We start from the raw sequence: 24,373 nt of genomic DNA on the forward strand, positions 1-24,373 counted from the left end.
TCATCCAGACTTTCGCATAATGATATTGAGGCGTAACAGAATGAAACTTGATGCAAAAACCACCGCACTGGTACTGATTGACCTACAACAAGGGATCTTACCTTTTGCCAAAGGCCCCTATAGGGCTGAACAGGTCATCGCCACCAACGCACAATTGGCAAAGCAGTTTCGCCTGCTGGGTGCTCCGGTGGTTTTAGTGCGAGTGGGTTGGTCTGACTCCTTCGCCGAGGCACTAAAACAGCCCGTAGATCAGCCAAGTCCTGCCCCCGAGGGTGGGTTGCCAGACTCATGGTGGACGTTCCCAGAACAACTCGCGGTGGCTGATCAAGATATCAAAATTACTAAACACCAGTGGGGCGCATTTTACGGCACAGATTTGGATTTACAATTACGCCGACGCGGCATAAAGACCATCGTATTGGCGGGGATTGCCACCAATATCGGTGTGGAATCAACAGCTCGTGCCGCTTGGGAGCACGGTTATGAGTTGGTGATTGCCGAAGATGGTTGCAGTACGGCGAGCAGCGAGATGCAGCAGTTCGCATTTACCCATATTTTCCCGCGGATATCCCGCGTGCGCAGCAGTAGCGAAATTCTTGCGGCCCTTAACGCGTAACGCTATAACGTCAGCGCAGCTAACAACGCTGTAGCGCCAAGTGATAAAAGTTTACCCAAATTAATTGGTGTTACAGCTAGGCAGCAAATGAATGAATCCCGATGAGCTGACATTAGTCAGTGATTCGGGTGAATGAGTGCAGCTAACAACGCTGTAGCGCCAAGTAAGAAGGGTAAAATATGTATATCGGACTGCCGCAATGGCAACATCCAACCTGGAACCGGCTGGGTATCAAGGATTTAGCTGACTATAGCCGCTACTTTAATTGTGTTGAAGGGAATACCACGTTTTATGCATTGCCACGGCTGGAAATAGTACAGCGCTGGCGTGATATGACGCCGGACAGTTTCCGCTTTTGCTTTAAATTCCCCTCGACGATTAGCCATCAGGCGGCTTTGCGCGAATGTGAGCAAGATCTACAGGCTTTTTATCACTGTTTGGCTCCACTGCATGAACGCATTGGCCAGTTGTGGTTACAGTTGCCCGCAGCATTTGGGCCTAATGCGTTGAACCATTTGTGGCAATTTCTCGATAAATTGCCCGCAGGCTTCAATTATGGGGTCGAAGTGCGTCATCCTGAGTTTTTTGCCAAAGGTGCTGCTGAGTTGGCGCTCAATCAAGGTTTGCACCAACGGTCAATCAATCGGGTAATATTAGATAGCCGCGCTATTCATGCCGCCAAACCGGCAACTGCGGCCGTACGGGATGCACAAAGCAAGAAACCCCGCCTCCCTGTTCATGCCGTCGTCACTGGCAGTCATCCCTTGGTGCGATTTATTGGTGGCGACCAAATAGATGATAATTTGGCTCTATTTTCGCCATGGTTACAAAGGCTGCCACAGTGGGAACAGCAATATCAGCCTTATTTATTCATTCACACACCAGATAACAGTGACTCGCCGCAGCAAGCACAAAAGCTATGGCAACAGTTGGCAGCACGCATACCGACGCTAGCAACCGCACCTGACTGGCCTGAACAAGTGACGTTGTTTTAAGCTCATCTTTCCAAACACTAAACTGAACCTCAAGAAATGACAATCCATCGATTTTTCTAGCGACAGTGACCCAACAGGCGGTTATCATTATTCCGCCAGTCTATGGTTGGGCAATGGAGTTGAAAATGGTTAGCTCGCTTTATGTCGTGTTGGGCGCACTGTTATTGATAAAGCTTTCATTTGATGTGGTTAAATTGAGAAACCAGTACCGGGTAGCTTATGGCGACGGCGGTTTTTATGAATTACAAACCGCTATCCGGGTACATGGGAACGCCGTAGAATATATCCCTATTGCTGTCATTTTGCTCATTATGATGGAGATGAACGGTGCTGAAACGTGGATGATCCATATCTGTGGATTAATGCTGATAGTTGGCCGCCTGCTACATTATTATGGTTTACGCCATCGCGAAATTCGCTGGCGTCGCTCCGGGATGAGTGCCACCTATGTTTCTTTGGTATTAATGGTTATAGCTAATATTTACTACTTGCCTTGGGATCAGATTTTCAGTCTGACCTGATAGGCTTATCGCTTGTTCCGTTGCGAGGTCCCCATCGCCGGAGTTCTATTAGTTTGGGCGGCTGACTACCGCCTTCACGCTCATCTGTGTCTATCAGCCCTCTTCTCACGCATTATCACGCTAATGCGTTTGGTTTTCTGTTATAATATGCGCCTTAAATTTCTTGTTAATGCCAATGACAGTCATGCCAAATCGCGACACTCAATCTCAAAACGACGCACAACGCCATCCGGCTGGGGCTATCGAGCCACTGCGTGACAGCCTATTTGCTGCCCCTATTGCCAAGTTAGGTGACTGGACCTTCGACGAAAAAGTTGCTGAAGTGTTCCCCGATATGATCCAGCGATCGGTCCCTGGTTACTCCAATATTATTTCGATGATAGGCATGTTGGCGGAACGTTTTGTGCAGCCTCACAGCCAGATTTATGATCTCGGCTGCTCGCTGGGTGCGGCCACCCTGTCAATGCGCCGTAATATTAAGGCTGAAGGTTGCAAAATTATTGCCGTGGATAACTCGCCGGCAATGGTCGAACGTTGTCGCCGCCATCTTGATGCTTTTCGGGCGGAAACGCCGGTGGAGGTTGTCGAGTCCGATATTCTGGATATTCGGCTGGAAAATGCCTCCATGGTGGTGCTTAACTTCACCCTACAATTCCTTGAACCGGCAGATCGCCAGCGGCTACTTAACCAAGTGTACCAAGGGTTACGCCCGGGAGGTGCTCTGGTGTTATCCGAAAAATTCAATTTTGAAGATAACGATATTGGCGAATTACTGTTCAATATGCACCTCGATTTTAAGCGCGCTAATGGCTATAGCGAACTGGAAATCAGTCAGAAACGCAGCATGCTGGAGAACGTCATGTTAACCGACTCGGTTGAAACCCATAAACAACGCTTGCATCAGGCGGGTTTTGAACACGCAGAAGTCTGGTTTCAATGCTTTAACTTTGGTTCTCTGATCGCCCTGAAAGCAGGAGAGGCGCAATGATTGAATTTGGCGATTTTTACCGGCTGATTGCCAAAGGCCCGTTAAGCCCATGGTTAGATACCCTGCCCGCTCAGCTCAGTGCCTGGCAGCGTGAGTCGTTACACGGCAAATTTAAAACCTGGTTTAATGCAGTAGAGCATTTGCCGTTACTTACACCGACCACCTTGGATTTGCGTGACGGTGTACGGGCCGAAATGTCCCCCCCGATCTCTGCCGGTCAGCGGGAAGGGATGGAGAATATGTTGCGTGCGCTGATGCCGTGGCGCAAAGGCCCATTCTCGCTATATGGGCTGGATATTGATACTGAATGGCGTTCTGACTGGAAATGGCAACGGGTGTTACCGCATATTAGCCCACTGGCTGGCCGTAGCATTTTGGATGTCGGTTGTGGTAGTGGATATCATTTGTGGCGCATGATTGGCGAAGGTGCCCATCTGGCCGTCGGTATCGACCCAATGCAGCTGTTTTTATGCCAATTTGAAGCTATTCGTAAACTGCTAGGGGGGGATCAGCGAGCGCATGTGTTGCCACTGGGTATCGAACAGCTGCCGGAACTTGCAGCCTTTGATACCGTATTCTCGATGGGGGTGCTGTATCATCGTCGCTCACCTTTGGACCACCTTTATCAGCTCAAAAATCAGTTGGTCAGCGACGGTGAACTGGTACTTGAAACCTTAGTCGTTGCAGGCGATAGCCAACAGGTGTTAGTCCCGGGTGACCGTTACGCTCAGATGCGCAACGTATATTTCATTCCATCGGCACCGGCATTGAAAGCCTGGTTGGAAAAGTGTGGGTTTGTCGATGTCAGGATCGCTAATATGGCGCTGACCACCACCGATGAACAACGCCGTACTGACTGGATGACCAGCGAATCGTTAGCCGAGTTTCTTGACCCACATGACCCGAGTAAAACGGTAGAAGGCTACCCTGCTCCCCTCCGAGCGGTATTAATCGCGCGTAAGCCATAATAAGGCAGCCCCGGCGTAATTGGCCGGGGCAGTGTACAACGGTTGGCAGCACGCTTGAAAGAGCTAGGCACTTTGTGAAAGAGGGCGGCCCATCACTAATAAACTCTTCATTGCCTCAACGACATCACCATCAACACAATAATGGGCAAACTCATCAACATCACTGTCAGCACACATAGTGACGCCCGCTTTGCGATATTTCATCGTCGATGGGACCGCCCGCCCGGCAGAGCTGTGCAGCTCACGGATACCGGCATCAATAAACTTTTGCATATTCGTCAAACGAACCCCAGCGCCCGCCATGATAACCGGCCCTTTATCCTGAGTTGCAGCAAGCAAATCTTTTAATAACGCCAACCCCAGCTCAGCATTTGGCTGCTGGCCCGAGGTTAAAATCCGCGCCACATTCAGGTCAGTTAATTGCTGTAAGGCAATCATTGGGTTCTGGCACATATCAAATGCCCGGTGGAAAGTGACCGCCAATGGGCCACTGATGGACATTATCTCCCGCATCCGTGGCATATCAATGTGGCCGTCGGTATCCAGTACACCAACCACTACGCCCGCAAATCCCATATCACGGATTCGCGCGATATCATTTTTGATGATTGCAAAATCATTATTGCTATAACAAAAATCGCCACCTCGAGGCCTTACGATAGGATGCACCGGAATAGTAACAGTTTCATTGGCTTGCATTAATGTACCAACGCTGGGTGTTAAGCCCCCTTCGGACTGACCGCAGCACAATTCAATCCGGTCGGCTCCTGCCTTTTCTGCTATCTGCGCGCAATCAACGCTATAGCAACAAATTTCCAATATAGTCATTCTCTCTCCCGTTTGACGAACGCCACTGCGACAGTATTTATACCCGCTTACTTACGGGCATATAAATAAGAACTAAATAATTTACCTGTTGAATAAATAGCGAAGATCGCTCTCAAGTAAAAACAGAAACTAATAACACATACTTAAGCGTTTACTATGGCACTCATTTTAAATCTATGAGTAGATGTCAGTCACAGTGATAACCATAAGTGAAAGTCGCTATCAAAATAAATAACCCATTAACGTTAAATATTGCGCTCACTGGCTATAATTTGCCGCAAAGTATAGGGATGGAACTTAATGGTTATCTCACCATCACTCACCGCCAGTGTCGGGTTGGCTAAGCGCTCATGTTCCCCTTGTGGAGAACTGAATTTCTCGCTGATACCCTCCGGTAATGTGGCTGGCAATAAAGCACGAGCACGTGACCTCAAGGTATGCGGGTCCCCTGGCAAGACTAGCTCGATATGCTCCCATCCCTGATGGGGGTAATGCGTTTTCCCCGGATAGGGTAATTCCACGCAATCGATCAGCCATGGCCCGACCACCAGAGGTTGAGCCAAGTCGAACAGGTAAATCACCCGACCATTAATCAGTGTCTCGGACATCAAATCACCGCACTGCGCTAACCCACTGCGCCAACGTTGCGCGGTTTCGACTTGGTGGCAACGTAACGAAATATGATCAGCGCTAAATTGCATTAAATCCAAATTCAATCGCGTGGCGAAGCGAGCCAGTTTTTGCTCAAAGCATGGTAAGTCAGTAAATAAGTCCTGTAATTCGGCAATATCTTTCAGGCTACGCATCCGGCTCTCCTTTTGAATTGTTATTGCGGGCAGTAACGCGGCCATAATCTACCGTTATTACCGCTAATCAGCCATATTTAATCTAACCGTTTTGTTCTTTCGCATTCGCCATTGCTAATAAAATAACCGGTTAATCTATTTAGCCATGAGATTAGCGACAACCACTGGCCTGATGCTGACGCCGAGGGTCAAATATGGTATAAATCCTGCCATCTTGTGACTAACCCTCTGCCAGACGGCTCTGCCGCCCATCATTTTTGTGGTGAAAGGCTTTGGCCTTGTTTGAATTAACTGGCACAGAGATTTTCTTGTGCGTCATTAATCTGTCTTTTGTGCGTAATTAAGGTAACCCGGTGAATATTCAGGCTCTTCTCTCAGATAAAGTCAGCCAGGCGCTGATTGCAGCAGGTGCTCCAGCAGATAGCGAAGCTCAGGTTCGCCAATCTGCTAAAGCTCAATTTGGCGATTATCAAGCTAATGGTGTAATGGCCGTTGCCAAAAAACTTGGCATGCAACCAAGGCAACTGGCAGAAAAAGTCATCGAGCTGCTTGATCTTTCAGGCATTGCCAGCAAAGTTGAGATTGCCGGCCCCGGTTTTATCAATATTTTTCTGGACCGCCAATGGGTTGCAGAAAAAGTAGAACATGCGCTGACGGCACCGAAACTCGGTGTTGCACCGGTAGAACCGCAAACTATCGTGGTTGACTACTCGGCACCCAACGTGGCTAAACAGATGCATGTCGGCCACCTGCGTTCAACCATCATCGGCGATGCAGCGGTGCGCACTTTAGAGTTTCTGGGCCACAATGTTATTCGCGCTAACCACGTGGGTGACTGGGGAACCCAGTTCGGCATGTTGATTGCCTATTTGGAAAAGATGCAGAACGAAAATGCCAGTGATATGGGCTTATCGGATCTGGAGCTTTTCTATCAGCAAGCCAAGAAAACCTATGACGAAGATGAAGCGTTTGCCCAACGCGCCCGCGCTTATGTAGTGAAACTGCAAGGCGGTGACGAGTATTGCCGTCAGATGTGGCGCAAGTTGGTGGATATCACCATGGCGCAAAACCAGATTGCCTACGATCGGTTAAATGTCACACTGACCAAAGATGATGTAATGGGTGAAAGCCTGTATAACGCCATGTTGCCGGGTATTGTTGCTGATCTGAAAGCCAAAGGGCTGGCGGTGGAAAGCGAAGGCGCAACCGTGGTGTATCTGGATGAGTATAAAAATAAAGATGGTGAGCCAATGGGCGTCATCATTCAGAAAAAGGATGGCGGTTACCTCTACACCACCACAGATATCGCTTGTGCCAAATATCGCTATGAAACCTTGGGCGCAGACCGCGTGCTGTATTACATCGATACCCGTCAGCACCAGCATCTGATGCAGGCCTGGACTATCGTTCGTAAAGCCGGTTATGTTCCTGAGTCAGTACCCCTTGAGCACCATATGTTTGGCATGATGCTGGGTAAAGACGGTAAACCGTTTAAGACGCGCTCCGGCGGTACAGTGAAGCTTGCCGATTTATTGGATGAAGCTATCGAGCGTGCCGGCAAATTGATTGCCGAGAAAAATCCTGATATGCCCGCAGATGAACTGAAGCAGGTGGTGGACGCCGTTGGTATTGGTGCGGTGAAATATGCCGACTTGTCTAAGAGCCGCACCACTGACTATATCTTCGACTGGGATAACATGCTGGCACTGGACGGTAACACGGCGCCTTATATGCAATATGCTTATACCCGCGTGGTTTCAGTATTTAAGCGTGCCGGTATTGATGAAAGCAACCTGACATTGCCATTGGTTATCACTGAAGACCGTGAAGCAGCACTGGCTACCCGCCTGTTGCAGTTTGAAGAGGTCATCACCACGGTGGCCCGTGAAGGCACACCACATGTGATGTGTTCATACCTGTATGATTTAGCAGGCTTGTTCTCCAGCTTCTACGAACACTGCCAGATCCTGAATGCAGAAAGTGAAGAGATCCGCCAAAGCCGCCTAAAACTGGCGATGCTGACAGCAAAAACACTGAAGCAAGGTCTGGATACTTTAGGTATTCAGACGGTAGAACGGATGTAATTGGTAGCTACATCTATATTCTCGATTCTCGTCGCCCGGCAAAATACAGGGCGGCGGGTATATCAGTGAAAAGGCACCTTTAGGTGCCTTTGTTATAATACGAGCCAGCAGATTAAATCACCGACCGCTAATTACTCTCAGGGACGTCAGGCATAATAAACTCTCCGCTTGAATAATTAAAAATTCCGCCCTGAATATTGTTATTCTTGTTAGTATTATAGGGTGCGCGTATCAGTAACTTTTTCCCTGAATCTGCATCAGCGAGGGTGCCACGGGCGACACCCAGGATAGTAGATGCAAGATTAAAACCACCACCACCCTGATGATAGCTATTACTTATATTCCCCACGTGCAGTTCTTTGATATTAGCAATAACTTTACTCTCCGCGTTATTTATTTGAGCGGCGATCAATGTCGTTTTTCCTAACACCTTAATATCAGCGATTTTTTGCGCAAAAATACCTGACAGATGATCGACGGCATCATTTTTAACTATATTGACATCTAAATTAGCATGGCCTGCGAATCCAGCAGGGCCGGTTAATCCTGTTTTAAATTTATCGCCAAGAAAACGGGCCGTCTTATCTGCGAGGTTTCGTGAGTGAGTTTTGTTTGATAGTGGCGGCAATGCTACAGTTTGCTTATCTTTGCTAAAACTAACACCTCCCATGGTATCTTTGGCCGGAAATTTTTTATTGTATGCGGTACCCATTTTATTAATACCCTTGGTTAACACATTCTTAATTTCCCCCTCAAAGCGCTTGGTGCCAATTTTCGATAGATTGCTGATCACACTGCTATTTTTATCATTTGTATGACTCAGGGCAAAATTGACCAATACCTCCGTGATATCTTGTTTATCTTTCCGGCTTTCTATATTGAGATCACCACCGACATCAACGAGTGCGATATCTGCCGAGACATCAGCACCCAACATGCGGGTATCTTTATGACTTTTGAGTGTGAAAGTGCCCGTCTTTATATGGGTGTTTTGGTGCTCAACGACATCTTGCTTATCGACAGCCACTTTTATTCCTGCACCAGTATAATGACTTTTACTGCTACTATTTTTATCAACAAGACCATTGCTGTCTTTATTAAACTTACCGGTTAGCACTAAGTCGGCATTAATATCAAAGTTCCAATTATCTTTTGGCAACACAGTTAGCGCAGACTCCATCAATATGCCCCCTTGATTGGTATTGATATCCATTTTTTTTGCATCAACCTGTAGCCCTTGAGTATAAATCGCCTGATTATCATCACTGTGCGCCTGCAATGAAACCACCCCGGCACTGTATATATTCATTCCTTTACGGACCACTTTGGATTCATTGACTTTATCTGCATTGCCATCACCGCCAATGAAACCCATTTTGCTGCTATCAGTCTCAGAAGCGGCGACCTTACCTCCGACTCTGATATTCCCACCGGCTTTAAGACCATTATTAGCGCTGTCTGACAGCGAGGCTCCTAATATTAATTTTTGACCTGCCATCATCTGAACATTGCCAACCTTGGCTTTTTCATTACCTATTTTAGTCCCAATGAGAGTAATGTTACTCGCATCTAAAGTGACAGCATGCCGTGCCTTTATTTGACCCACTTTAGCATTTGACTCATGTCCATGACTCTTTTGGTAACCTCCTCCCAATTCAAGGCGCAACTCTTTAGACCCCACACCACCGCCTACGGCTAATTTACCTTTCCCATGAGTGCCTGTGGCGTTATTACTGCGGTTATCAATGACCTGATCAAAATGTATATCCCCACCAGATTTAATATGAATCCCCCCTTGCTCAGAAGAGATTTCCGTCGCTTGATAATAGGCATTGCCAATTGTGTTAATCAGCACATTACTACCCGCCTTAATAGATGAGGGTAACAACACGCTGCTCGCGCTATCTTTTTCAGACGTCTCGCCTGCGGCTGATAATGCTACTTTTATGTCTTTACCTGTCATGGTTGAGACCCGAATCGCGCCTTCCCCCTTCTCATTTTCAATATTATTTTGACTGGAGTTTATTGCTGCATGACTGAAATGATGGCCTGCGTCCAAACTAAACAGTCCGCCTTGCTTATTAATACCCTTGGCGTGATACTGTGTGCCATCATCAATGATATTTTCTCTGGCAAGCAAAGTAATATCTGCGGCGGCTATTTCTGTTACTGAAGCCAATGAGCTGAGACCTGATTTAGTCGTCTTACCACCACTGGCATAGATATCCACACCAACGTTAGGATCTGAAATTCCTTTGATACTCCCTGTGCCGCCTAAATGATGAAGTACATTCGCAGGGTCCTTTATGACTTTTTCTATTTGCCGGGTATATTTACTGTAATTAATATTAAAACCTAGCCCTGCTTTAATTTCTTTTTCAGTGCTGTTACTGATAGTTTTATCATTGCTGGCCATATGATAGATATTTTTCGCTCTTTCATAATATTTCCCACTAACCTGATGCTGAGCGCCCTGATGAGTGATATCCTCTCCAGCAGTAATCGTCATATTTCCATTTATATCAGTCTTTGCGCCAATACTGGTATTAGTTAGCTCATGGCTCTTATTATTACTATATTTACCTTCAACACCACTACCAAATTTATCTATTCCGCCATCATAATGTGCACCACCGGAGTAAATGGTACGCTCTTTATCCGTCATATTGGAATCAATTGCAGCCAGGAACTGGATCCCTTCTTTAGCCGATAACGCCAAGTCCCCCTGATTTGTTTTTATCGCAGTACCGTAAAACCTAATGTCTTTATCCGCATTAATATTGATTGTCTTTCCCATTAATGTGGCAAAATGACTCTTTGTTTTACTGTTTTTTTCTTTGTTATTAACATGTTTAATTTCAAACCCTGCCCGGTATTGCTTATCTTTCTGTTTCTTAGCGAACCATTCCCAACTAAGACGACTGTCTTGTTCATCACTTTGTTGTTGTTGGCGAGCTGCCGTGACAACGAAGTTACCCTTGGCATCGATGTCTAATTTACCGCGAGTATTAACCAATGCACCATCAATAAAGACATTATTTGAATCTAAAGCAACGCCGTTCCCTGATGTTATCTCAGTATCAATAAAACGCTCATTGCTGTTCTTCTTGTTGTTAGAATCTATGATAATATTAAATGCAACACCTGTTTCTTTGCTAGAGCGTTCGCTTGTTTTATTAAGTACCCCTGCCAAAATCAGATCGCCTGACGCTTTAATCGATGTATCATTTAACGCATTAACTTTACTAGCAATAATAGAAATATTTTCATTGGCGTTGATATAAACCTTGTTGCTAGATAACTCTGACGGTTCATTGATATAAGTATATTTTTTATCTGAATCTCTTTCACTGCCTCCTAACGCGTCCCATTGAGTAAAGCCCGTATAACTCACTTTGGAATTTTCAATTTTTTGTGGATTTACGCTAATATTATTACCACTATTTAATTTAAGATAGCCATCTACATTAACTTTCACGCCAGCAATATTGATGTTCCGCCCAGCCTTCAACTCAGCATTTCCATTAGCATATATATTTGTTTTACCTAACGTCTCAAATGTAATTAATTCTCTTGTATTGCCATTTTTTAGATCCCCCCCCAGATCGTTCATTACAACTAATTTATCAGTCGTTTCCTTGCCAATATGCCCGCTGAGAAGCAAATCACGACTTGCATCCAATTTTGTGTCACCGCCACTTTTTAGATTCGTGCCTTTTATAACCAAATCTCCATCAGTAGCCTCAATATTTAAACTATCGATACCGAGTATTAAACTCTCGTCGAATTTCTTCACACTTTGAGTATATTCGGTAATTTTATCACCAATGCCATCACCCTGTTTATCTGAATCTATAATGGTTTTCTTTTCACGCGCCAAACCCTCAATGATTACGGTAGAGCCTTTGACTAATACATCATGTGCCCTAAATGTAACACCGGTTAATTGGTTATTTTCGCTTGCGGTAATGTTAATATTACTGCTGTCCACAAAAATAAGTTCGTCTGTTTTATTCGATCCTTTTGTGGATACAGGGTCTTTAGCCATGATTATATTCTTGGCTTGTAGATCAATAGATTCTCCCTTTACAACATCGCTTTGTAGCCAGATGGTGCCCGCTGCATTGATATTTAGTTCCTCTTGGGCAGTGATATCCCCCACCAATGTCAAACCACTCTCTTTACGGGTATCGATGAGTTGAATACGATTTGCCGCAATGCTGCCAAGGAAATATCCGTCAATCATAGTCTCGTGGGCTTCTGTAGTATCAGACTGGAGTACTTCATTTTGGCTAGAAACCCTGTTTTGCCCAACAATAACATTAACATCCTTAGCCGCCCGAATAGCACTGTCAGCATCGATAGTCGGGGTAATTAACGTCAATACATTAGCCAGATCGGTGGCAGCGGTGTTCTTTATTGTCATTCTTTGTGTGTTGTTTGCAGTATCAAATTGCTGTAATGCCCCGTTATTTACCACCGACTGACCCACCACCAGGGTTACCTGATTGAAATTAGGATCAAAGCTACACCCATCACAGCTAATACCATTCGGATTTGCCAGAACGTAGTCAGCGGCCATACCAACAACTTGCTGCCGCCCCAATAACAGCGAGGCATTACGACCAACCACTTCATTTAGAATCAAACTGGCTGCGTTGCCTTGCAGATTGGGGTTGGCACCGAGTTGCCCCGCATTTGAATTAACACTTTCCAAGGAGTTATTAAATACCGCTCCTTCACGGCCTACATTGAACGCCTCATACTGATTGTGAGACATTCCCGATGCCGAAGGTGGGGCGATATTAATCACTGGCACCCCATTGGTAGCAACATGGATATCAGGGCCATGCGCCCCTGCTGTCGCTGCCAGACTCGACTCCGCTGCGTGAATAACAGATATTGGCGTTAGCATCATCGCCAATAGAACGGTTAATTTTCCTGCTGGTGAAAGTTTAAATTCTTTTTTTCTCATGAGTTATTACCCTTATTAATTTTTTAATCAATATTGTATTAATATTAAAATGCGTAGCTTAGCCGACCTAATATCTGGACAGGTTCTTTACGGCCGGAACTATCTGATAACAGCCAACCACGACTTACCTCGACATCAAGATTTACCTTCTTGTAGTAAAGCGTGACTCCGGCACTCAAACCGGCGTTGCTTTGCCAGCCTTGTTTATTATCACGTTGCAATACCCGCCCAACATCTATACCCACGCGAGGTATAAAGGTTAAATTGGCCCTCGATACATGTCGTGAAAGTGTATTTTTTGTATACCAACCTAATTGCCCTTTACTCGCTCCCCGGCTAAATCCGCGAATAGCATTACGTTCTGTTATGTTGAATTCCTCCGAGCCAGGCAATTGACCATGACTATATTGTCCGGATAAAATACTGTTTAGTTGATACCGTGAATTAAGGACCAGAAAGCCGTAATTTAAATTAAAATTGACACCTCCTTTTGTGAATCCATTATCTATTTTAAACACCTTTTTATGACCACGAACTTTATCATTAGTGAACCATGGCACACCTCTTTCTATATAAGAATTAATATTAATTGCACTTGTGGGCATAATGAATAATTGATTTAAACCAAGTTGCAGCGTAGTCAATTGGTAACTACTTACCTCGATTTTCTTATCATTAAAACGGGTATTTATTTTCTTGTTTTTTAACTGCACACTGAGTGTGTTTATCTTGTTTTTACTGCGATCAAATGTATATTCAGAGCGAAAATTAATGTCTCTTACATCCCCATGAAGTTTAACCCTATTGTAAGTCAGTGTTTCATAGCGCCTATACTGCATTTGGTTGATAAAAGCACTAAATGTAAAAGCACCATAAGGGATTGAATAAAATAGAGTAGTTTCATTTTTATAACGTACTCTTTGGCTGTCTAATGTTCTATTCAGGCTAATGCTGATCACATCTGACAGTCCGAGTGGGCTATCCAGGGTAAAAGATATTTTTTTCTTCCACTCGTCAATATTTTTATAACCATAATTATCGACTGAACCTGATAAGTGCCATGACGTAGACGGTTTGTTTTTTATCAGAATAATTGAGCCATTTTCATTACTGCCCGGTAATATATCCAGAGTAACTTGGTTAGATTGCAATTTGTTGGCCTGATCGATGGCTTGATCAAGCTGTGCTACCTGGAGTGGTTTACCCACCACGCTAGGAAATAGCATTTTGTGATCTGTTCGTTTATCCCCACCGGCAATTCTTTCAACAATACCTTCAGTCACACGCAGCCCAAGCTGTCCCTGCGCATTTATAGGTATAAATTTGACGCGAGCAGCAATATAGCCTTTTTTTATATACTCTTTGGTAATGTCTTTAGCCAGAGTGTTAATATCATTATTTGTAATACAGTCATTTTCGATATTAATGAGTCGTTCTATATCCTTTAATGAAATAAGTGTATTCCCTTGAACAAAAATTCCTGACATTGCCAGGCACTGTTTTCTTTTATCATTTTCGATCAAGTCAGTCTTATCTGCCTGGGCAATATTACAAATGAAAAAAGCGATTAAAATAGATAGCCGTATAATAAGCATTTATCAAATACCTTGAGTGTACATTTTAAATATTTCATAAACATAAAGACGAATTGAATCACATACTGTGAAAGGTCAATATGAACGAATTTATTTAAATTGATGTGCATATCAACACCCATTCAAAATACATAATACCCAAGCCCAATAAAGTACATGATAAGCTAATGAGATGCTTTTTAATGATTAGTAATATAATTAGTCGATTTAGATGCATTTATTTAATAGAAATAAAATTTTTATTATGTAAACCAATAAAACAGCGTCGTTAAAAGATAAAAAAAGCCCCGAGAAATATCGGGGCTTTGGTTAGATTATTTATTTAATCTATAATTATATTTGGATTGATTGACTCAGGATGTTCTGCGGGCAAAATCCCGAATTTTAAATCCGAGTAATGCCAGCGCGGCAAAATAGGCAATCACCCCTGCGGCAACGACAGCAGACAACCGTAACAAGCGATAGGCCATCCCCCCCACATCCCACGCAGGCATCACCCAGAGCAGCCCCAGTAACACGGCCGACATCACCACAACACCGATAACCAGCTTGGTTAGAAATACGGCCCAACCCGGTTGTGGCTGGAATATTTTCTGTTTACGCAGCTGCCAATATAGCAAGCTGGCATTAAGGCAGGCCCCCAACCCAATAGAGAGTGATAACCCAGCATGCTTGAGCGGCCCGATGAATATCAGGTTCATTACTTGGGTCAATATCAGTGTGATAATGGCAATTTTCACCGGCGTTTTAATATTCTGACGCGAGTAAAAACCGGGTGCCAACACTTTCACTACAATCAGCCCCATTAAACCAATGGAATAGGCCACTAACGCCCGTTGCGTCATTGCCGCATCAAAAGCACTGAATTTACCGTATTGGAATAATGACACCACCAACGGTTTAGCTAAAATCCCTAATGCAACAGCACTTGGCAACGCCAATAGGAAACATAACCTTAGTCCCCAATCCATTAGTCGGGAATATTCATCATGATTGCCACTGGAGAAACTTTTTGCCAGTGAGGGCAATAAAATCGTGCCAAGCGCCACGCCCAGCACCCCCGACGGAAACTCCATCAAACGGTCAGCGTAATACATCCAGGAAACGGAACCTGACACCAAGAATGAAGCAAAAATGGTATTAATAATCAAAGAGATTTGGCTGACTGACACACCAAGGATCGCCGGCCCCATTTGGCGCATAACTCGCCAGACGCCAGCATCTCGCAGTGATAACCGTGGCAGCACCAACATGCCAATCTTCTTCAGATGAGGGAGTTGATAGCCTAATTGCAGCACCCCGCCAACCACCACCGCCCAGGCCAGCGCCATGACTGGTGGATTGAAATAGGGTGCGGCAAACAGCGCAAAACCTATCATGCTGATATTAAGGAAAGTGGGCGCAAAAGCAGGAATAGAAAAACGATTCCAGGTATTAAGGATCGCCCCCACTAAGGAGGCCAGCGAAATTAGCAGAATATAAGGGAAAGTCACTCGCAGCAGCGCGGAGGTTAACGCAAACTTATCAGGTGTATCAGTAAAGCCGGGAGCCGTAATAAAAATCACCCAAGGCGCGGCCAACATCCCCAAAACAGTCACTACTGCCAGTATCAGGGTTAACAGACCAGAGACGTAAGCAATGAAAGTGCGGGTTGCCTCCTCGCCCTGTTGACTTTTATATTCGGCCAGTATGGGGACAAAAGCCTGTGAGAATGCCCCTTCCGCGAATATTCGCCGCAATAGATTAGGCAATTTAAATGCCACAAAGAAGGCATCCGTTGCCATCCCGGCACCAAAAACCCGCGCCACTATCGCATCACGGGCAAAGCCTAATACGCGGGAAAACATGGTCATGGAACTGACGGCTGCCAGTGATTTCAGTAGATTCATAGGTTGTCTGATATGGGGTTCTGATCTGTTTTCCGATCTGTTTTTAATTCGCCGTAAATATCAACGCCTGCAATTAGCAGGCGTCGCTTCTACCCAATTGTTGAGGTACCGAAATTAAGGTGCCCCTGAAACGGTGTGAACACAGCCGCCAGTCTACGTATCCGGCGATGAATATCCATCGCAAGGTGTAACAAATTACTGACTTAGCCCGCTTTTTGCGCCATTTTGCTTTGCATTATCGACTTATTGAACAGTATCCTGCTGTAAAATTTGCTCTATCATTCGCTGCGCATAAATAGCTTCATCACCCGAAACTTGTGGTGCCGTTTGGTTGCTTACTGCATCAATAAAATGCTGCACTGCCCCAGTAAAGCCTCGCAGGTCTATGGTGGTTTGCCAACTGGCTACCGGCAAACTTATCACCTGCCCATCCGACTCCTGCTGCCAGTGGCTCATATTACTAACCTGATAACAGGCAGCCGTACTGACGGCTTGCACGCTTTCCCGCTGGGTCCCTGCGTGGCGGTGCATACTGGTAGTTATCAGACCATTGCCCGCTTGAAAATGGTGTTCTGCATACAGCATCTGTCCCAACGCATTTGTCTGAAGCGTTCCACTCAGCAGCTTTGCCGCTTCGCCACCAAGCCACAGAGCGGTATCCACCACATGCAGATAATCATCAAGCAAGGTAAAGCGCAGATCATTCGGCCCCACACTGTTCTGGCGATGTTTCTCCATCCGCAGCGATGCCGGGTGAATGACTTGTTGTTTCAGTTGTTGGTATAGCGGAGCAAAACGTCGGTTAAACCCGACCATCAGTGCCAAGTGCCGTTTCGCGGCCAGTGCTATCAATTGTTCGGATTGCTCCAGTGTTTCGGCCAGCGGTTTATCGACATAAACATGAATCCCTGCCTGCAACAGTTCACTGACCACCTTAAAATGGCTGGCAGTACTGCTGTGAACAAAAATAGCATCGCATTCAGCAGCTAACGTATCTAATCGAGAAAAATAGCGCATCCGATAGCTGTCACACACAGGTTGTGCTTTGATTTGATTGGGGGAGAACGCACCAACCAGTTGCCAGTCCCGTGCTTGAGTCAAAATAGGTAAATAGGCCTTTTGTGCAATACCGCCCAAACCGACAATACCAATACGTAGCTTTTTCATAGGATCCTTATTAATCATCCAACTGAATCAATACTTCATCCAACCGACGTGTCAGTGCGACCACTTGCCGTTCAAGTTGGGCAACTCTCTCCTCAAGGGCGCTGCTTTCTCCTTCAGCACTCTCTGCTATTGCCAAGGCCGGGGCCACCTCACCACTAAAAAGATGCATAAAGCGGCTTTCACGTTTACCCGGTTCACGGGCTAAACGCACCACAAATGGCCCATCTTCGCGGATTGCCAGTTGGTTCAATACCTCTTCTGTTTCAGTAACATCGGCAAACTCATACATCCGGTTAGTGCGAGTACGCAGCTCTCCTGGTGTTTGTGCACCACGCAATAATAGCGTGGTAATCACCGCCAACTCAGCAGGTGAGAACTTTAGGTTGCCAAATTCCGAGTTGCAAAAACGGTGCTCGTACTTCATTACTCGGTTACCGCTCTGGGTGCGAATAAGGTGTTTTTTCAGCAAGAAATCCAGTGTCTGCTGGACTTCCGAATCGGATAACTCCATCACCGGTTCACGGTTGGTTTTCTGGTTACAGGCGACGGTCACGCCATTGAGCGACATCGGATATTGCTCCGGTGTTGTCACTTGTTTTTCTAGCAAACAGCCAATAACTCTGGCTTCCTGTGCATTTAAACTGTGTTTCATCCTGACCTCAGCGAGTTGGCGTCCATTCTTTATTAGTCAAAGCAGTCAGCACATGGTCGCGCCACTGACCATCAATCAGTAAATAATCCTTGGCGTAACCTTCACGCTCAAATCCAAGGCGTGCCAGTAAATTGCCACTGCGATGATTGTGCGGCATATAATTAGCCATGATACGGTGCATCCGTTCCTGCCGCTGCATATAGCGAATCAGCGGCTGCAACGCTTCAAACATTAAACCCTGACCCTGCCAGCGCTCACCTAATGAATAACCCAGAAAACAGGCATGGAACGAACCTCGCAGTACATTGCTAAAGTTAGCCACTCCGCGCACTTCTTTCTCTTCGGGGTCCAGCAGAATAAAGTAGTAGGCGCTCCCCTGCTTTTGTAGCTCCATGATCATACCCAGCCGCGCCTGCCAACCGGAAGGCATGCAATGACTTTGATCGCGCACGGGTTCCCATGGTTTGAGAAATACCTGATTTTCAGCATAATACTCAGCCATGCGGTAGGCATCACGTTCATGAATCAACCGCAATGACATGCGGTCCGTCGTCAGGCGTATTTTAGGTGTTGCTGAATGATAGCCGAACATCTGCTCCCCTTGGGCTGCACTCTGTACTTAATTTAGCGACAATCTTTTACTTCAATATACCTGTTGCCCATACCCTGCGTAAAACCGCCCTTGCAAACTTTGCACACGAGGACACAATGAAATCACGTAGTTAAAGCGGTGAATAAGCATTTTATTATGAATAATCGATGAGGTAACGTATTGACGATAAAAAAATATTATCAATCTACCCTCTATCGTTTCTAGCAATTTGGGTACAAACTATAAGCGTGTTTTTTATTCCCTCCTTATTTAATTTCTGACGGTGAAGCATGGCCTTGGTATCGCAAGCTCGGAGCTTGGGTAAGTATTTTTTATTGCTTGATAACTTATTAGTTGTGTTGGGTTTTTTCGTTGTCTTCCCACTCATCTCTATCCGATTTGTCGATCAACTGGGTTGGGCTGCGGTGCTCGTTGGCCTGGCCTTGGGGCTAAGGCAACTTGTCCAACAAGGGTTAGGCATCTTTGGTGGTGCCATTGCCGACCGTTTTGGTGCCAAGCCAATGATTGTTACCGGCATGCTAATGCGGGCTGCTGGCTTTGCATTTATGGCAATGGCCGATGAACCTTGGATACTCCTGCTGGCTTGTGCGCTATCTGGCTTAGGTGGCACCCTATTTGATCCGCCGCGTACCGCTTTGGTTATCAAATTAACCCGCCCCCATGAACGTGGCCGTTTTTACTCCCTGCTGATGATGCAAGACAGTGCAGGTGCGGTGATCGGCGCATTAATCGGCAGTTGGTTACTGCAATACGACTTCCATTTTGTCTGTTGGACTGGCGCGGTAATCTTCATTTTGGCGGCAGGCTGGAACCTTTGGTTGCTGCCCGCGTATCGCATTTCTACCGTGCGTGCGCCAATGAAAGAAGGTTTAATGCGGGTGCTACGTGATCGCCGCTTTGTGACTTATGTCCTGACACTAACAGGCTATTACATGCTGTCGGTACAGGTGATGCTCATGCTGCCGATCGTGGTAAATGAGATTGCGGGGTCTCCTGCTGCCGTTAAATGGATGTACGCCATTGAGGCCGCGCTTTCTTTGACATTGCTTTACCCACTTGCTCGCTGGAGCGAGAAACGTTTTCGCCTCGAACAGCGCCTCATGTTTGGGCTATTAATCATGACATTAAGCCTGTTTCCGATCGGCTTGATTTCCCACCTGCAAACACTGTTTATGTTCATTTGCTTCTTCTATACAGGTTCAATTATCGCTGAACCCGCACGTGAAACCCTGGGAGCTTCGCTGGCCGACTCGCGCGCACGTGGCAGCTATATGGGCTTTAGCCGTCTGGGGCTGGCGTTGGGAGGAGCATTAGGCTATACCGGTGGCGGCTGGATGTACGATACTGGCCGAACGCTGGAAATGCCGGAGTTACCCTGGTTCCTGCTGGGCGTTATTGGGGTAATTACGCTGGCCGGGCTTTACTGGCAGTTTAATCAGCGCCGTATCGAGTCTGCCATGCTAAGCGGCAGTTAGCACTATTCTGTCGTTAGCACTAGCGCCAGAGTCGCCAAGCCTCTCTGGCATCTTTTTATTCTCTTTTCAAACCAACGTTGATTCGGGGTTATCCGATTGGCAGATGCCCCCCACCGCCGCATTATTGTCCGCAATACTGAACCTTGGTTGAACAAATATGGTTAATAATACAAAACAGTGGATTAACCGGTTACTATTGGCCTGTTTGTCTGGTTTGATGTGATGCGCCATCTTGTTTGTTTAGTAAATATTGCTATGAGGTTTTGATGAAGACATTAATGTGGGGCGCTGCTGCGCTGATTGTGACCACGACACTGGTCGGCTGTAACCAATTAACTCAATACACATTGAGCGAACAGGAAATCAATGAATATCTGCAAAAACACAATAACTATGAAAAGCAGATTGGCATACCCGGTCTGGTTGACGCCCACATTATCTTGACGCAATTGCAGAGCCAGATTGGCCGTACTGAGCCTGGTAAAGTGACCTTAACCGGTAATGCCAAAGTAGACATTACCTCGATCCTTGGCCCACAAAGTGCGGATATGACGCTGACACTAAAAGCGCAACCGACATTCGATCGTGAGAAAGGCGCTATCTTCCTAAAAGATATGGAATTGACTGATTATACCGTTAAGCCAGAAAAAATGGATTCAGTGATGAAAGCACTGACCCCTTATCTGAATCAGTCGTTGAAATCCTACTTTAATCAGCAACCGGTCTATGTGTTGGACAGTGAAAAGAGTAAAGCTGAAGGGATGGCGAAAAAGCTGGCAAAAGGTTTAGAAGTGAAACCAGGCCAGTTAGTCATCCCACTGACTGACTAGCTGCACTGCGAGGTTTACAGGCTATCGTTTGCTGCATCGTCACTGATACCAAATGTCATTGCCGTTGCAGTAAACGAATGACAAATCGGTCGGGAACCGGTTTGAACCGTATTTATGCTGGCTCGCAGGGTGAGCCTCAAAGAATGAGGCTCATTAATCCAAAGAGGGTTACTTAATTCGGCAAAGTATCTTCAGACAACTCATCCCACATCGCCTGTAACGCTTCGCGGCTCAACTGAGCCAACGTCCGATAAAAGCCGGTGTTAGCGTGGGCCTCTACTTTGCCAAGAAAGCGACCACACCAGGGCAGTAAATAGTCGTTAAACAGTGCGGTTTGAGCCGCAATCTCATCCTCTGCGGCTTGGTCTTCCAACCAAGAGGCTGCCAATAATAACCCACCAAAATGATCAGTTGGGCCATCGCCCAGCGGCATCCCTCGTTGTTGCAAAAACGCTCTGACCTCAGCTTCTGGGCAAGCATCCTCATAATCGCTGCCATAAGGTGACACGCTACGATCATCGCCGACGAACAACGCGTTATAATCAGCGACCACCGCCGGTGGCTGATACTCTTGTTGCAAACGCGCCAGCAGCTCACCTTGTTCCAGTGGCCAGTGCTGCTCTAATTTGCCCTGACTTATCAGCGCAAAAAGGGGGGCCAGTAGCGGATCTTGTGGTTGGCGATAAAATAGTGACCCAAGAACCCGGCACACCAGAGAGAAATCATTCATTTACATCTTCCTGTTTCTTATGAATATTTAAACCACAAGTGACAATGTCACATACTTTATATTATAAATCAGCCAACTCAGGGATTACCGGGCGGCCACGCTGCTCAAGGTAATTCAGTAAGCGGCGCGGGCTAACATTCAAAATACGGTCTGGCGGGAAATTCACCTCAGCAATAATCCGCTCACAATGTTCGAAAGTCCCCAATGAATAGGCAATATGGGAGTCAGAACCTAATGCCAACCAGCCACCGGCATCACGGACCGCTTCAGCAATCGCCCGGCAGTTCGCTTCGCTGCCCTTGCGTGAATGCGTAAAGGACGAGTTATTCAACTCCAACGCCACATTGTATTTTGCCGCTGCCTCAGCAATAGCTGGAATATCAACAGGATATTTAGGATTACCGGGATGACTGATGATGTGCACATTCCCCTGTGCCATGGCCGCAATCATTGCCTGAGTATTGGCAGCTTTGTCTTGAGGCGGGAATACAGGCTCATGGAAGCCGGCAATTAGCAGGTCGATGGCATCAAGCATCGGGCCGGTACAATCGATATCACCGTCCAAATTCTTAATATTAGCCTCAATACCGCGCAAAATACCCACACCATCTACCAACCGTGGCCAGACACGCATGTTCATAAAGTGCCAGTAATGCGGGGCATCAGCCATATCCGGGCCATGGTCAGTAATGGCAAACAGCTTAATATTTTTTAACTTAGCTTCGGCAATGTAATCGTGCAGGGTGCTGTAAGCATGGGTGCTGGCGATGGTATGCATATGTAAATCAACAGGATACATGACTACTCCACAAAGTCTTTTAAGGCAGGATGGCTTTTTTGCAGGTAAAGCATAGACTGCTAATGATAGCAGGAATTCTTCTCATCAACAGCGCTAAAAGCCCTTACTTGCAGGGCTATCGCTATATCTCATCGAACCGAGTCAGTATGTAAATCAGTAACCTCGTACCACATCGACCAGGCCCGCTGGCACTCTCCCCGCTTCGATGGCTTGAATATTGGCAACTACCTGATCCATCGCTATCTCCGGCAGGGTTATCGCTGCAATATGCGGTGTAATAGTGATGCGTGGGTGACTCCAGAAAGGATGCATTGACGGTAAGGGTTCCTCAGCAAATACATCCAATGTCGCCGCTGCAACGCTCCCAACACTCATTGCAGTTAATAGATCACGCTCCAATAAATGTGCACCACGCGCAATATTGATCACATAAGCGTTAGCATTCAATTGTGAAAACAGCGATTGGTTCAAGATACCGACAGTTTCGGGCGTATTGGGCAGCAAATTAATCAATAATTGTGTCCCTTGCAGGAAAGTCGATAGTTTCTCTTTGCCGGCAAAACTGGTTATACCCTCAATCTGTTTTGGTGTACGGCTCCAACAACGCACGGTAAAACCAAACTCAGCCAATTTGTGGGCCACGCTTTTACCTAATACCCCCGCCCCAAGAATACCTATGGTAAATTTATCATGCTGATGCGGCTCCAGCGGTTGCCACACTTTCTGCTGTTGTTGCAGTTGATACTCATCCATTCGGCGGAAATATCGCAATACACCGGCTACCACATACTCCTGCATTTGCAATGACATACCAGAGTCTTCTAATCGTACCAGCGGCACTCCGGTTGGCAATGTGCCCGGAGAGCGGCGCTCTTGATCCAAAATAGCATCGACCCCCGCCCCTAAAGCAAAAATGCCTTTCAGTTCAACACGTCTGGCGAGCATTTCCTGTGGTGGCTGCCAGACGAGAGCATAATCCGCTGGTTGTGTATCACCACGTCGCCACTGCCTGATTTTCGCCGTGGGCAAGCGAGATTGTATGCCTGACAACCACTGTTTTGCTTCAAAAAACGGGTGATAAAAAATAATATTCATTATTTGCCAACTCCTTGCGAAAGTACCTGATAGATTTCCGCGATTAACGGTCAGATGCAAGTGTTACCCGCAAGAAATGACGATGAAATCAGCAAACTGCTGTAACTTTAGCTAAACAGTAACAAAGCCAATATAAGAGGGTTGACGCTGGGCACACTTTTGCCTACATTACGCCGGTCGACAGCGTTTAGCGTAGTTGATAGCTGTAACACGGTGAGGTGTCTGAGTGGCTGAAGGAGCACGCCTGGAAAGTGTGTATACGTGTAAGCGTATCGAGGGTTCGAACCCCTCCCTCACCGCCATATTTAGTCTGTAGATGAACCTTGGTTTCTACGACAAACGAAGCGGCAATCGATAACATGTCTGGTTTCATACCTGAACCTGTTAACCCGATTGCCGTTTTTTTTCGCCTTTAGATAGCTTTATTTCCTGCCAAATATCGTTTCAGACATATATACCCAAAATAATTCGAGTTGCAGGAAGACGGCAAACGAAATACAAATCGGTCGGGAACCGATTTGTACAGCATTTATGCTAGCCCGTAGGGTGAGCCTCAAGGATGAGGCTCATTAATCCCGATGGGCTTACATTTGTAAGTGATTCAGATTATTGAGCGTAGCCAACGCACATGCAGCTTGAAGTATGACGGGTATAAACATAATCACTTTATTAAATGCCTCTATTACTAATTGGTTTATTTCCAGTTCAATATTACATGTTACAAGATAAGGAATATTATAAATCCGA

Annotated in this window: 19 protein-coding genes and 1 tRNA gene; 9 read left to right on the top strand and 11 right to left on the bottom strand. The window is 46.0% G+C overall.

All coding sequences use genetic code 11. From position 1 onward, the window contains the following. Positions 1–40: 40 nt before the first annotated feature. The 5 genes from V2A84_RS08540 to cmoB all read left to right on the top strand — a co-directional run bounded on the left by V2A84_RS08540 (position 41) and on the right by cmoB (position 4,088). Positions 41–616, top strand: a complete 576-nt coding sequence (locus V2A84_RS08540; protein WP_153046284.1) for a hydrolase — start codon at positions 41–43, stop codon at positions 614–616. A 179-nt stretch (positions 617–795) separates the two neighbouring features. Beyond that, positions 796–1,611, top strand: a complete 816-nt coding sequence (locus tag V2A84_RS08545) for a DUF72 domain-containing protein (RefSeq protein ID WP_083159006.1) — start codon at positions 796–798, stop codon at positions 1,609–1,611. A gap of 125 nt (positions 1,612–1,736) precedes the next feature. Beyond that, positions 1,737–2,132, top strand: coding sequence for an MAPEG family protein (locus tag V2A84_RS08550; protein WP_083163679.1), 396 nt, complete (start codon positions 1,737–1,739; stop codon positions 2,130–2,132). 184 nt (positions 2,133–2,316) lie between these two features. After that, entirely contained in the window at positions 2,317–3,120 is an 804-nt protein-coding gene (cmoA, locus tag V2A84_RS08555) for a carboxy-S-adenosyl-L-methionine synthase CmoA (RefSeq protein ID WP_102970419.1), read from the top strand. Then, positions 3,117–4,088 carry a tRNA 5-methoxyuridine(34)/uridine 5-oxyacetic acid(34) synthase CmoB gene (gene cmoB / locus V2A84_RS08560; protein ID WP_102970420.1) on the top strand — a complete coding sequence of 324 codons (972 nt, stop codon included), beginning with the start codon at positions 3,117–3,119 and terminating at the stop codon, positions 4,086–4,088. Before cmoA ends, cmoB begins: the two co-directional genes overlap by 4 nt. A gap of 63 nt (positions 4,089–4,151) precedes the next feature. Here the strand turns inward: cmoB and cutC are convergent, their stop codons facing one another. After that, entirely contained in the window at positions 4,152–4,916 is a 765-nt protein-coding gene (gene cutC / locus V2A84_RS08565; protein ID WP_083159007.1) for a copper homeostasis protein CutC, read from the bottom strand. 245 nt (positions 4,917–5,161) lie between these two features. Next, positions 5,162–5,722, bottom strand: a complete 561-nt coding sequence (locus tag V2A84_RS08570; RefSeq protein ID WP_083159008.1) for a VOC family protein — start codon at positions 5,720–5,722, stop codon at positions 5,162–5,164. Positions 5,723–6,075: 353 nt separating this feature from the next. Here V2A84_RS08570 and argS point away from each other — a divergent pair, with 353 nt between their 5' ends. Then, positions 6,076–7,806 carry an arginine--tRNA ligase gene (argS, locus tag V2A84_RS08575; protein WP_083159009.1) on the top strand — a complete coding sequence of 577 codons (1,731 nt, stop codon included), beginning with the start codon at positions 6,076–6,078 and terminating at the stop codon, positions 7,804–7,806. Positions 7,807–7,933: 127 nt separating this feature from the next. Here argS and V2A84_RS08580 read toward each other — a convergent pair whose 3' ends face one another. From V2A84_RS08580 to rimJ, 6 genes are all read right to left on the bottom strand, one after another. Then, positions 7,934–12,781, bottom strand: a complete 4,848-nt coding sequence (locus V2A84_RS08580; RefSeq protein ID WP_102970421.1) for a hemagglutinin repeat-containing protein — start codon at positions 12,779–12,781, stop codon at positions 7,934–7,936. A 44-nt stretch (positions 12,782–12,825) separates the two neighbouring features. Continuing rightward, entirely contained in the window at positions 12,826–14,376 is a 1,551-nt protein-coding gene (locus tag V2A84_RS08585; protein ID WP_083159012.1) for a ShlB/FhaC/HecB family hemolysin secretion/activation protein, read from the bottom strand. A 353-nt stretch (positions 14,377–14,729) separates the two neighbouring features. After that, positions 14,730–16,265, bottom strand: a complete 1,536-nt coding sequence (gene murJ, locus V2A84_RS08590) for a murein biosynthesis integral membrane protein MurJ (RefSeq protein WP_005185199.1) — start codon at positions 16,263–16,265, stop codon at positions 14,730–14,732. A gap of 243 nt (positions 16,266–16,508) precedes the next feature. Then, a complete protein-coding gene (locus V2A84_RS08595) occupies positions 16,509–17,450 on the bottom strand; it encodes a Gfo/Idh/MocA family protein (protein ID WP_442848701.1) in 942 nt (313 codons plus the stop codon). Continuing rightward, the gene (locus V2A84_RS08600) at positions 17,443–18,084 is read right to left on the bottom strand and encodes a YceH family protein (protein WP_083159014.1); all 642 of its coding nucleotides are present in this window, start codon (positions 18,082–18,084) and stop codon (positions 17,443–17,445) included. Before V2A84_RS08600 ends, V2A84_RS08595 begins: the two co-directional genes overlap by 8 nt. Positions 18,085–18,091: 7 nt before the next feature. After that, entirely contained in the window at positions 18,092–18,676 is a 585-nt protein-coding gene (gene rimJ, locus V2A84_RS08605) for a ribosomal protein S5-alanine N-acetyltransferase (protein ID WP_083159015.1), read from the bottom strand. A gap of 290 nt (positions 18,677–18,966) precedes the next feature. On the opposite strand from rimJ, the gene mdtH reads away from it, so the two are divergent. Continuing rightward, complete coding sequence (gene mdtH / locus V2A84_RS08610; protein ID WP_083159016.1) at positions 18,967–20,172, top strand: multidrug efflux MFS transporter MdtH; 1,206 nt, start codon at positions 18,967–18,969, stop codon at positions 20,170–20,172. A gap of 266 nt (positions 20,173–20,438) precedes the next feature. Beyond that, complete coding sequence (locus tag V2A84_RS08615) at positions 20,439–21,002, top strand: lipoprotein (RefSeq protein WP_083159017.1); 564 nt, start codon at positions 20,439–20,441, stop codon at positions 21,000–21,002. Positions 21,003–21,174: 172 nt separating this feature from the next. On the opposite strand, the gene V2A84_RS08620 is transcribed toward V2A84_RS08615, so the two are convergent. The 3 genes from V2A84_RS08620 to ghrA all read right to left on the bottom strand — a co-directional run bounded on the left by V2A84_RS08620 (position 21,175) and on the right by ghrA (position 23,626). Next, entirely contained in the window at positions 21,175–21,732 is a 558-nt protein-coding gene (locus V2A84_RS08620; RefSeq protein WP_083159018.1) for a TorD/DmsD family molecular chaperone, read from the bottom strand. Between the two features lie 61 nt (positions 21,733–21,793). Then, on the bottom strand, positions 21,794–22,531 hold the full coding sequence (locus V2A84_RS08625) for a phosphatase (RefSeq protein ID WP_083159019.1): 738 nt from the start codon (positions 22,529–22,531) through the stop codon (positions 21,794–21,796). Positions 22,532–22,684: 153 nt separating this feature from the next. Then, the gene (ghrA, locus tag V2A84_RS08630; protein ID WP_083159020.1) at positions 22,685–23,626 is read right to left on the bottom strand and encodes a glyoxylate/hydroxypyruvate reductase GhrA; all 942 of its coding nucleotides are present in this window, start codon (positions 23,624–23,626) and stop codon (positions 22,685–22,687) included. Between the two features lie 212 nt (positions 23,627–23,838). On the opposite strand from ghrA, the gene V2A84_RS08635 reads away from it, so the two are divergent. Next, a tRNA-Ser gene (locus tag V2A84_RS08635) sits at positions 23,839–23,928 on the top strand. Positions 23,929–24,373: the final 445 nt, after the last annotated feature.

Origin of the sequence: Yersinia sp. 2553 StPb PI (genome assembly GCF_052217105.1) — a bacterium.
GTDB classification, from domain to species: Bacteria; Pseudomonadota; Gammaproteobacteria; order Enterobacterales; family Enterobacteriaceae; genus Yersinia; species Yersinia enterocolitica_E.

What these genes read in the sequence shown, in the direction of transcription:
- V2A84_RS08540 (WP_153046284.1), top strand. Translation starts at nt 41, where the DNA reads ATGAAACTTGATGCAAAAACCACCGCACTGGTACTGATTGACCTACAA.
- V2A84_RS08545 (WP_083159006.1), top strand. Translation starts at nt 796, where the DNA reads ATGTATATCGGACTGCCGCAATGGCAACATCCAACCTGGAACCGGCTG.
- V2A84_RS08550 (WP_083163679.1), top strand. Translation starts at nt 1,737, where the DNA reads ATGGTTAGCTCGCTTTATGTCGTGTTGGGCGCACTGTTATTGATAAAG.
- cmoA (WP_102970419.1), top strand. Translation starts at nt 2,317, where the DNA reads ATGCCAAATCGCGACACTCAATCTCAAAACGACGCACAACGCCATCCG.
- cmoB (WP_102970420.1), top strand. Translation starts at nt 3,117, where the DNA reads ATGATTGAATTTGGCGATTTTTACCGGCTGATTGCCAAAGGCCCGTTA.
- cutC (WP_083159007.1), bottom strand. Translation starts at nt 4,916, where the DNA reads ATGACTATATTGGAAATTTGTTGCTATAGCGTTGATTGCGCGCAGATA.
- V2A84_RS08570 (WP_083159008.1), bottom strand. Translation starts at nt 5,722, where the DNA reads ATGCGTAGCCTGAAAGATATTGCCGAATTACAGGACTTATTTACTGAC.
- V2A84_RS08580 (WP_102970421.1), bottom strand. Translation starts at nt 12,781, where the DNA reads ATGAGAAAAAAAGAATTTAAACTTTCACCAGCAGGAAAATTAACCGTT.
- V2A84_RS08585 (WP_083159012.1), bottom strand. Translation starts at nt 14,376, where the DNA reads ATGCTTATTATACGGCTATCTATTTTAATCGCTTTTTTCATTTGTAAT.
- murJ (WP_005185199.1), bottom strand. Translation starts at nt 16,265, where the DNA reads ATGAATCTACTGAAATCACTGGCAGCCGTCAGTTCCATGACCATGTTT.
- V2A84_RS08595 (WP_442848701.1), bottom strand. Translation starts at nt 17,450, where the DNA reads ATGATTAATAAGGATCCTATGAAAAAGCTACGTATTGGTATTGTCGGT.
- V2A84_RS08600 (WP_083159014.1), bottom strand. Translation starts at nt 18,084, where the DNA reads ATGAAACACAGTTTAAATGCACAGGAAGCCAGAGTTATTGGCTGTTTG.
- rimJ (WP_083159015.1), bottom strand. Translation starts at nt 18,676, where the DNA reads ATGTTCGGCTATCATTCAGCAACACCTAAAATACGCCTGACGACGGAC.
- mdtH (WP_083159016.1), top strand. Translation starts at nt 18,967, where the DNA reads ATGGCCTTGGTATCGCAAGCTCGGAGCTTGGGTAAGTATTTTTTATTG.
- V2A84_RS08615 (WP_083159017.1), top strand. Translation starts at nt 20,439, where the DNA reads ATGAAGACATTAATGTGGGGCGCTGCTGCGCTGATTGTGACCACGACA.
- V2A84_RS08620 (WP_083159018.1), bottom strand. Translation starts at nt 21,732, where the DNA reads ATGAATGATTTCTCTCTGGTGTGCCGGGTTCTTGGGTCACTATTTTAT.
- V2A84_RS08625 (WP_083159019.1), bottom strand. Translation starts at nt 22,531, where the DNA reads ATGTATCCTGTTGATTTACATATGCATACCATCGCCAGCACCCATGCT.
- ghrA (WP_083159020.1), bottom strand. Translation starts at nt 23,626, where the DNA reads ATGAATATTATTTTTTATCACCCGTTTTTTGAAGCAAAACAGTGGTTG.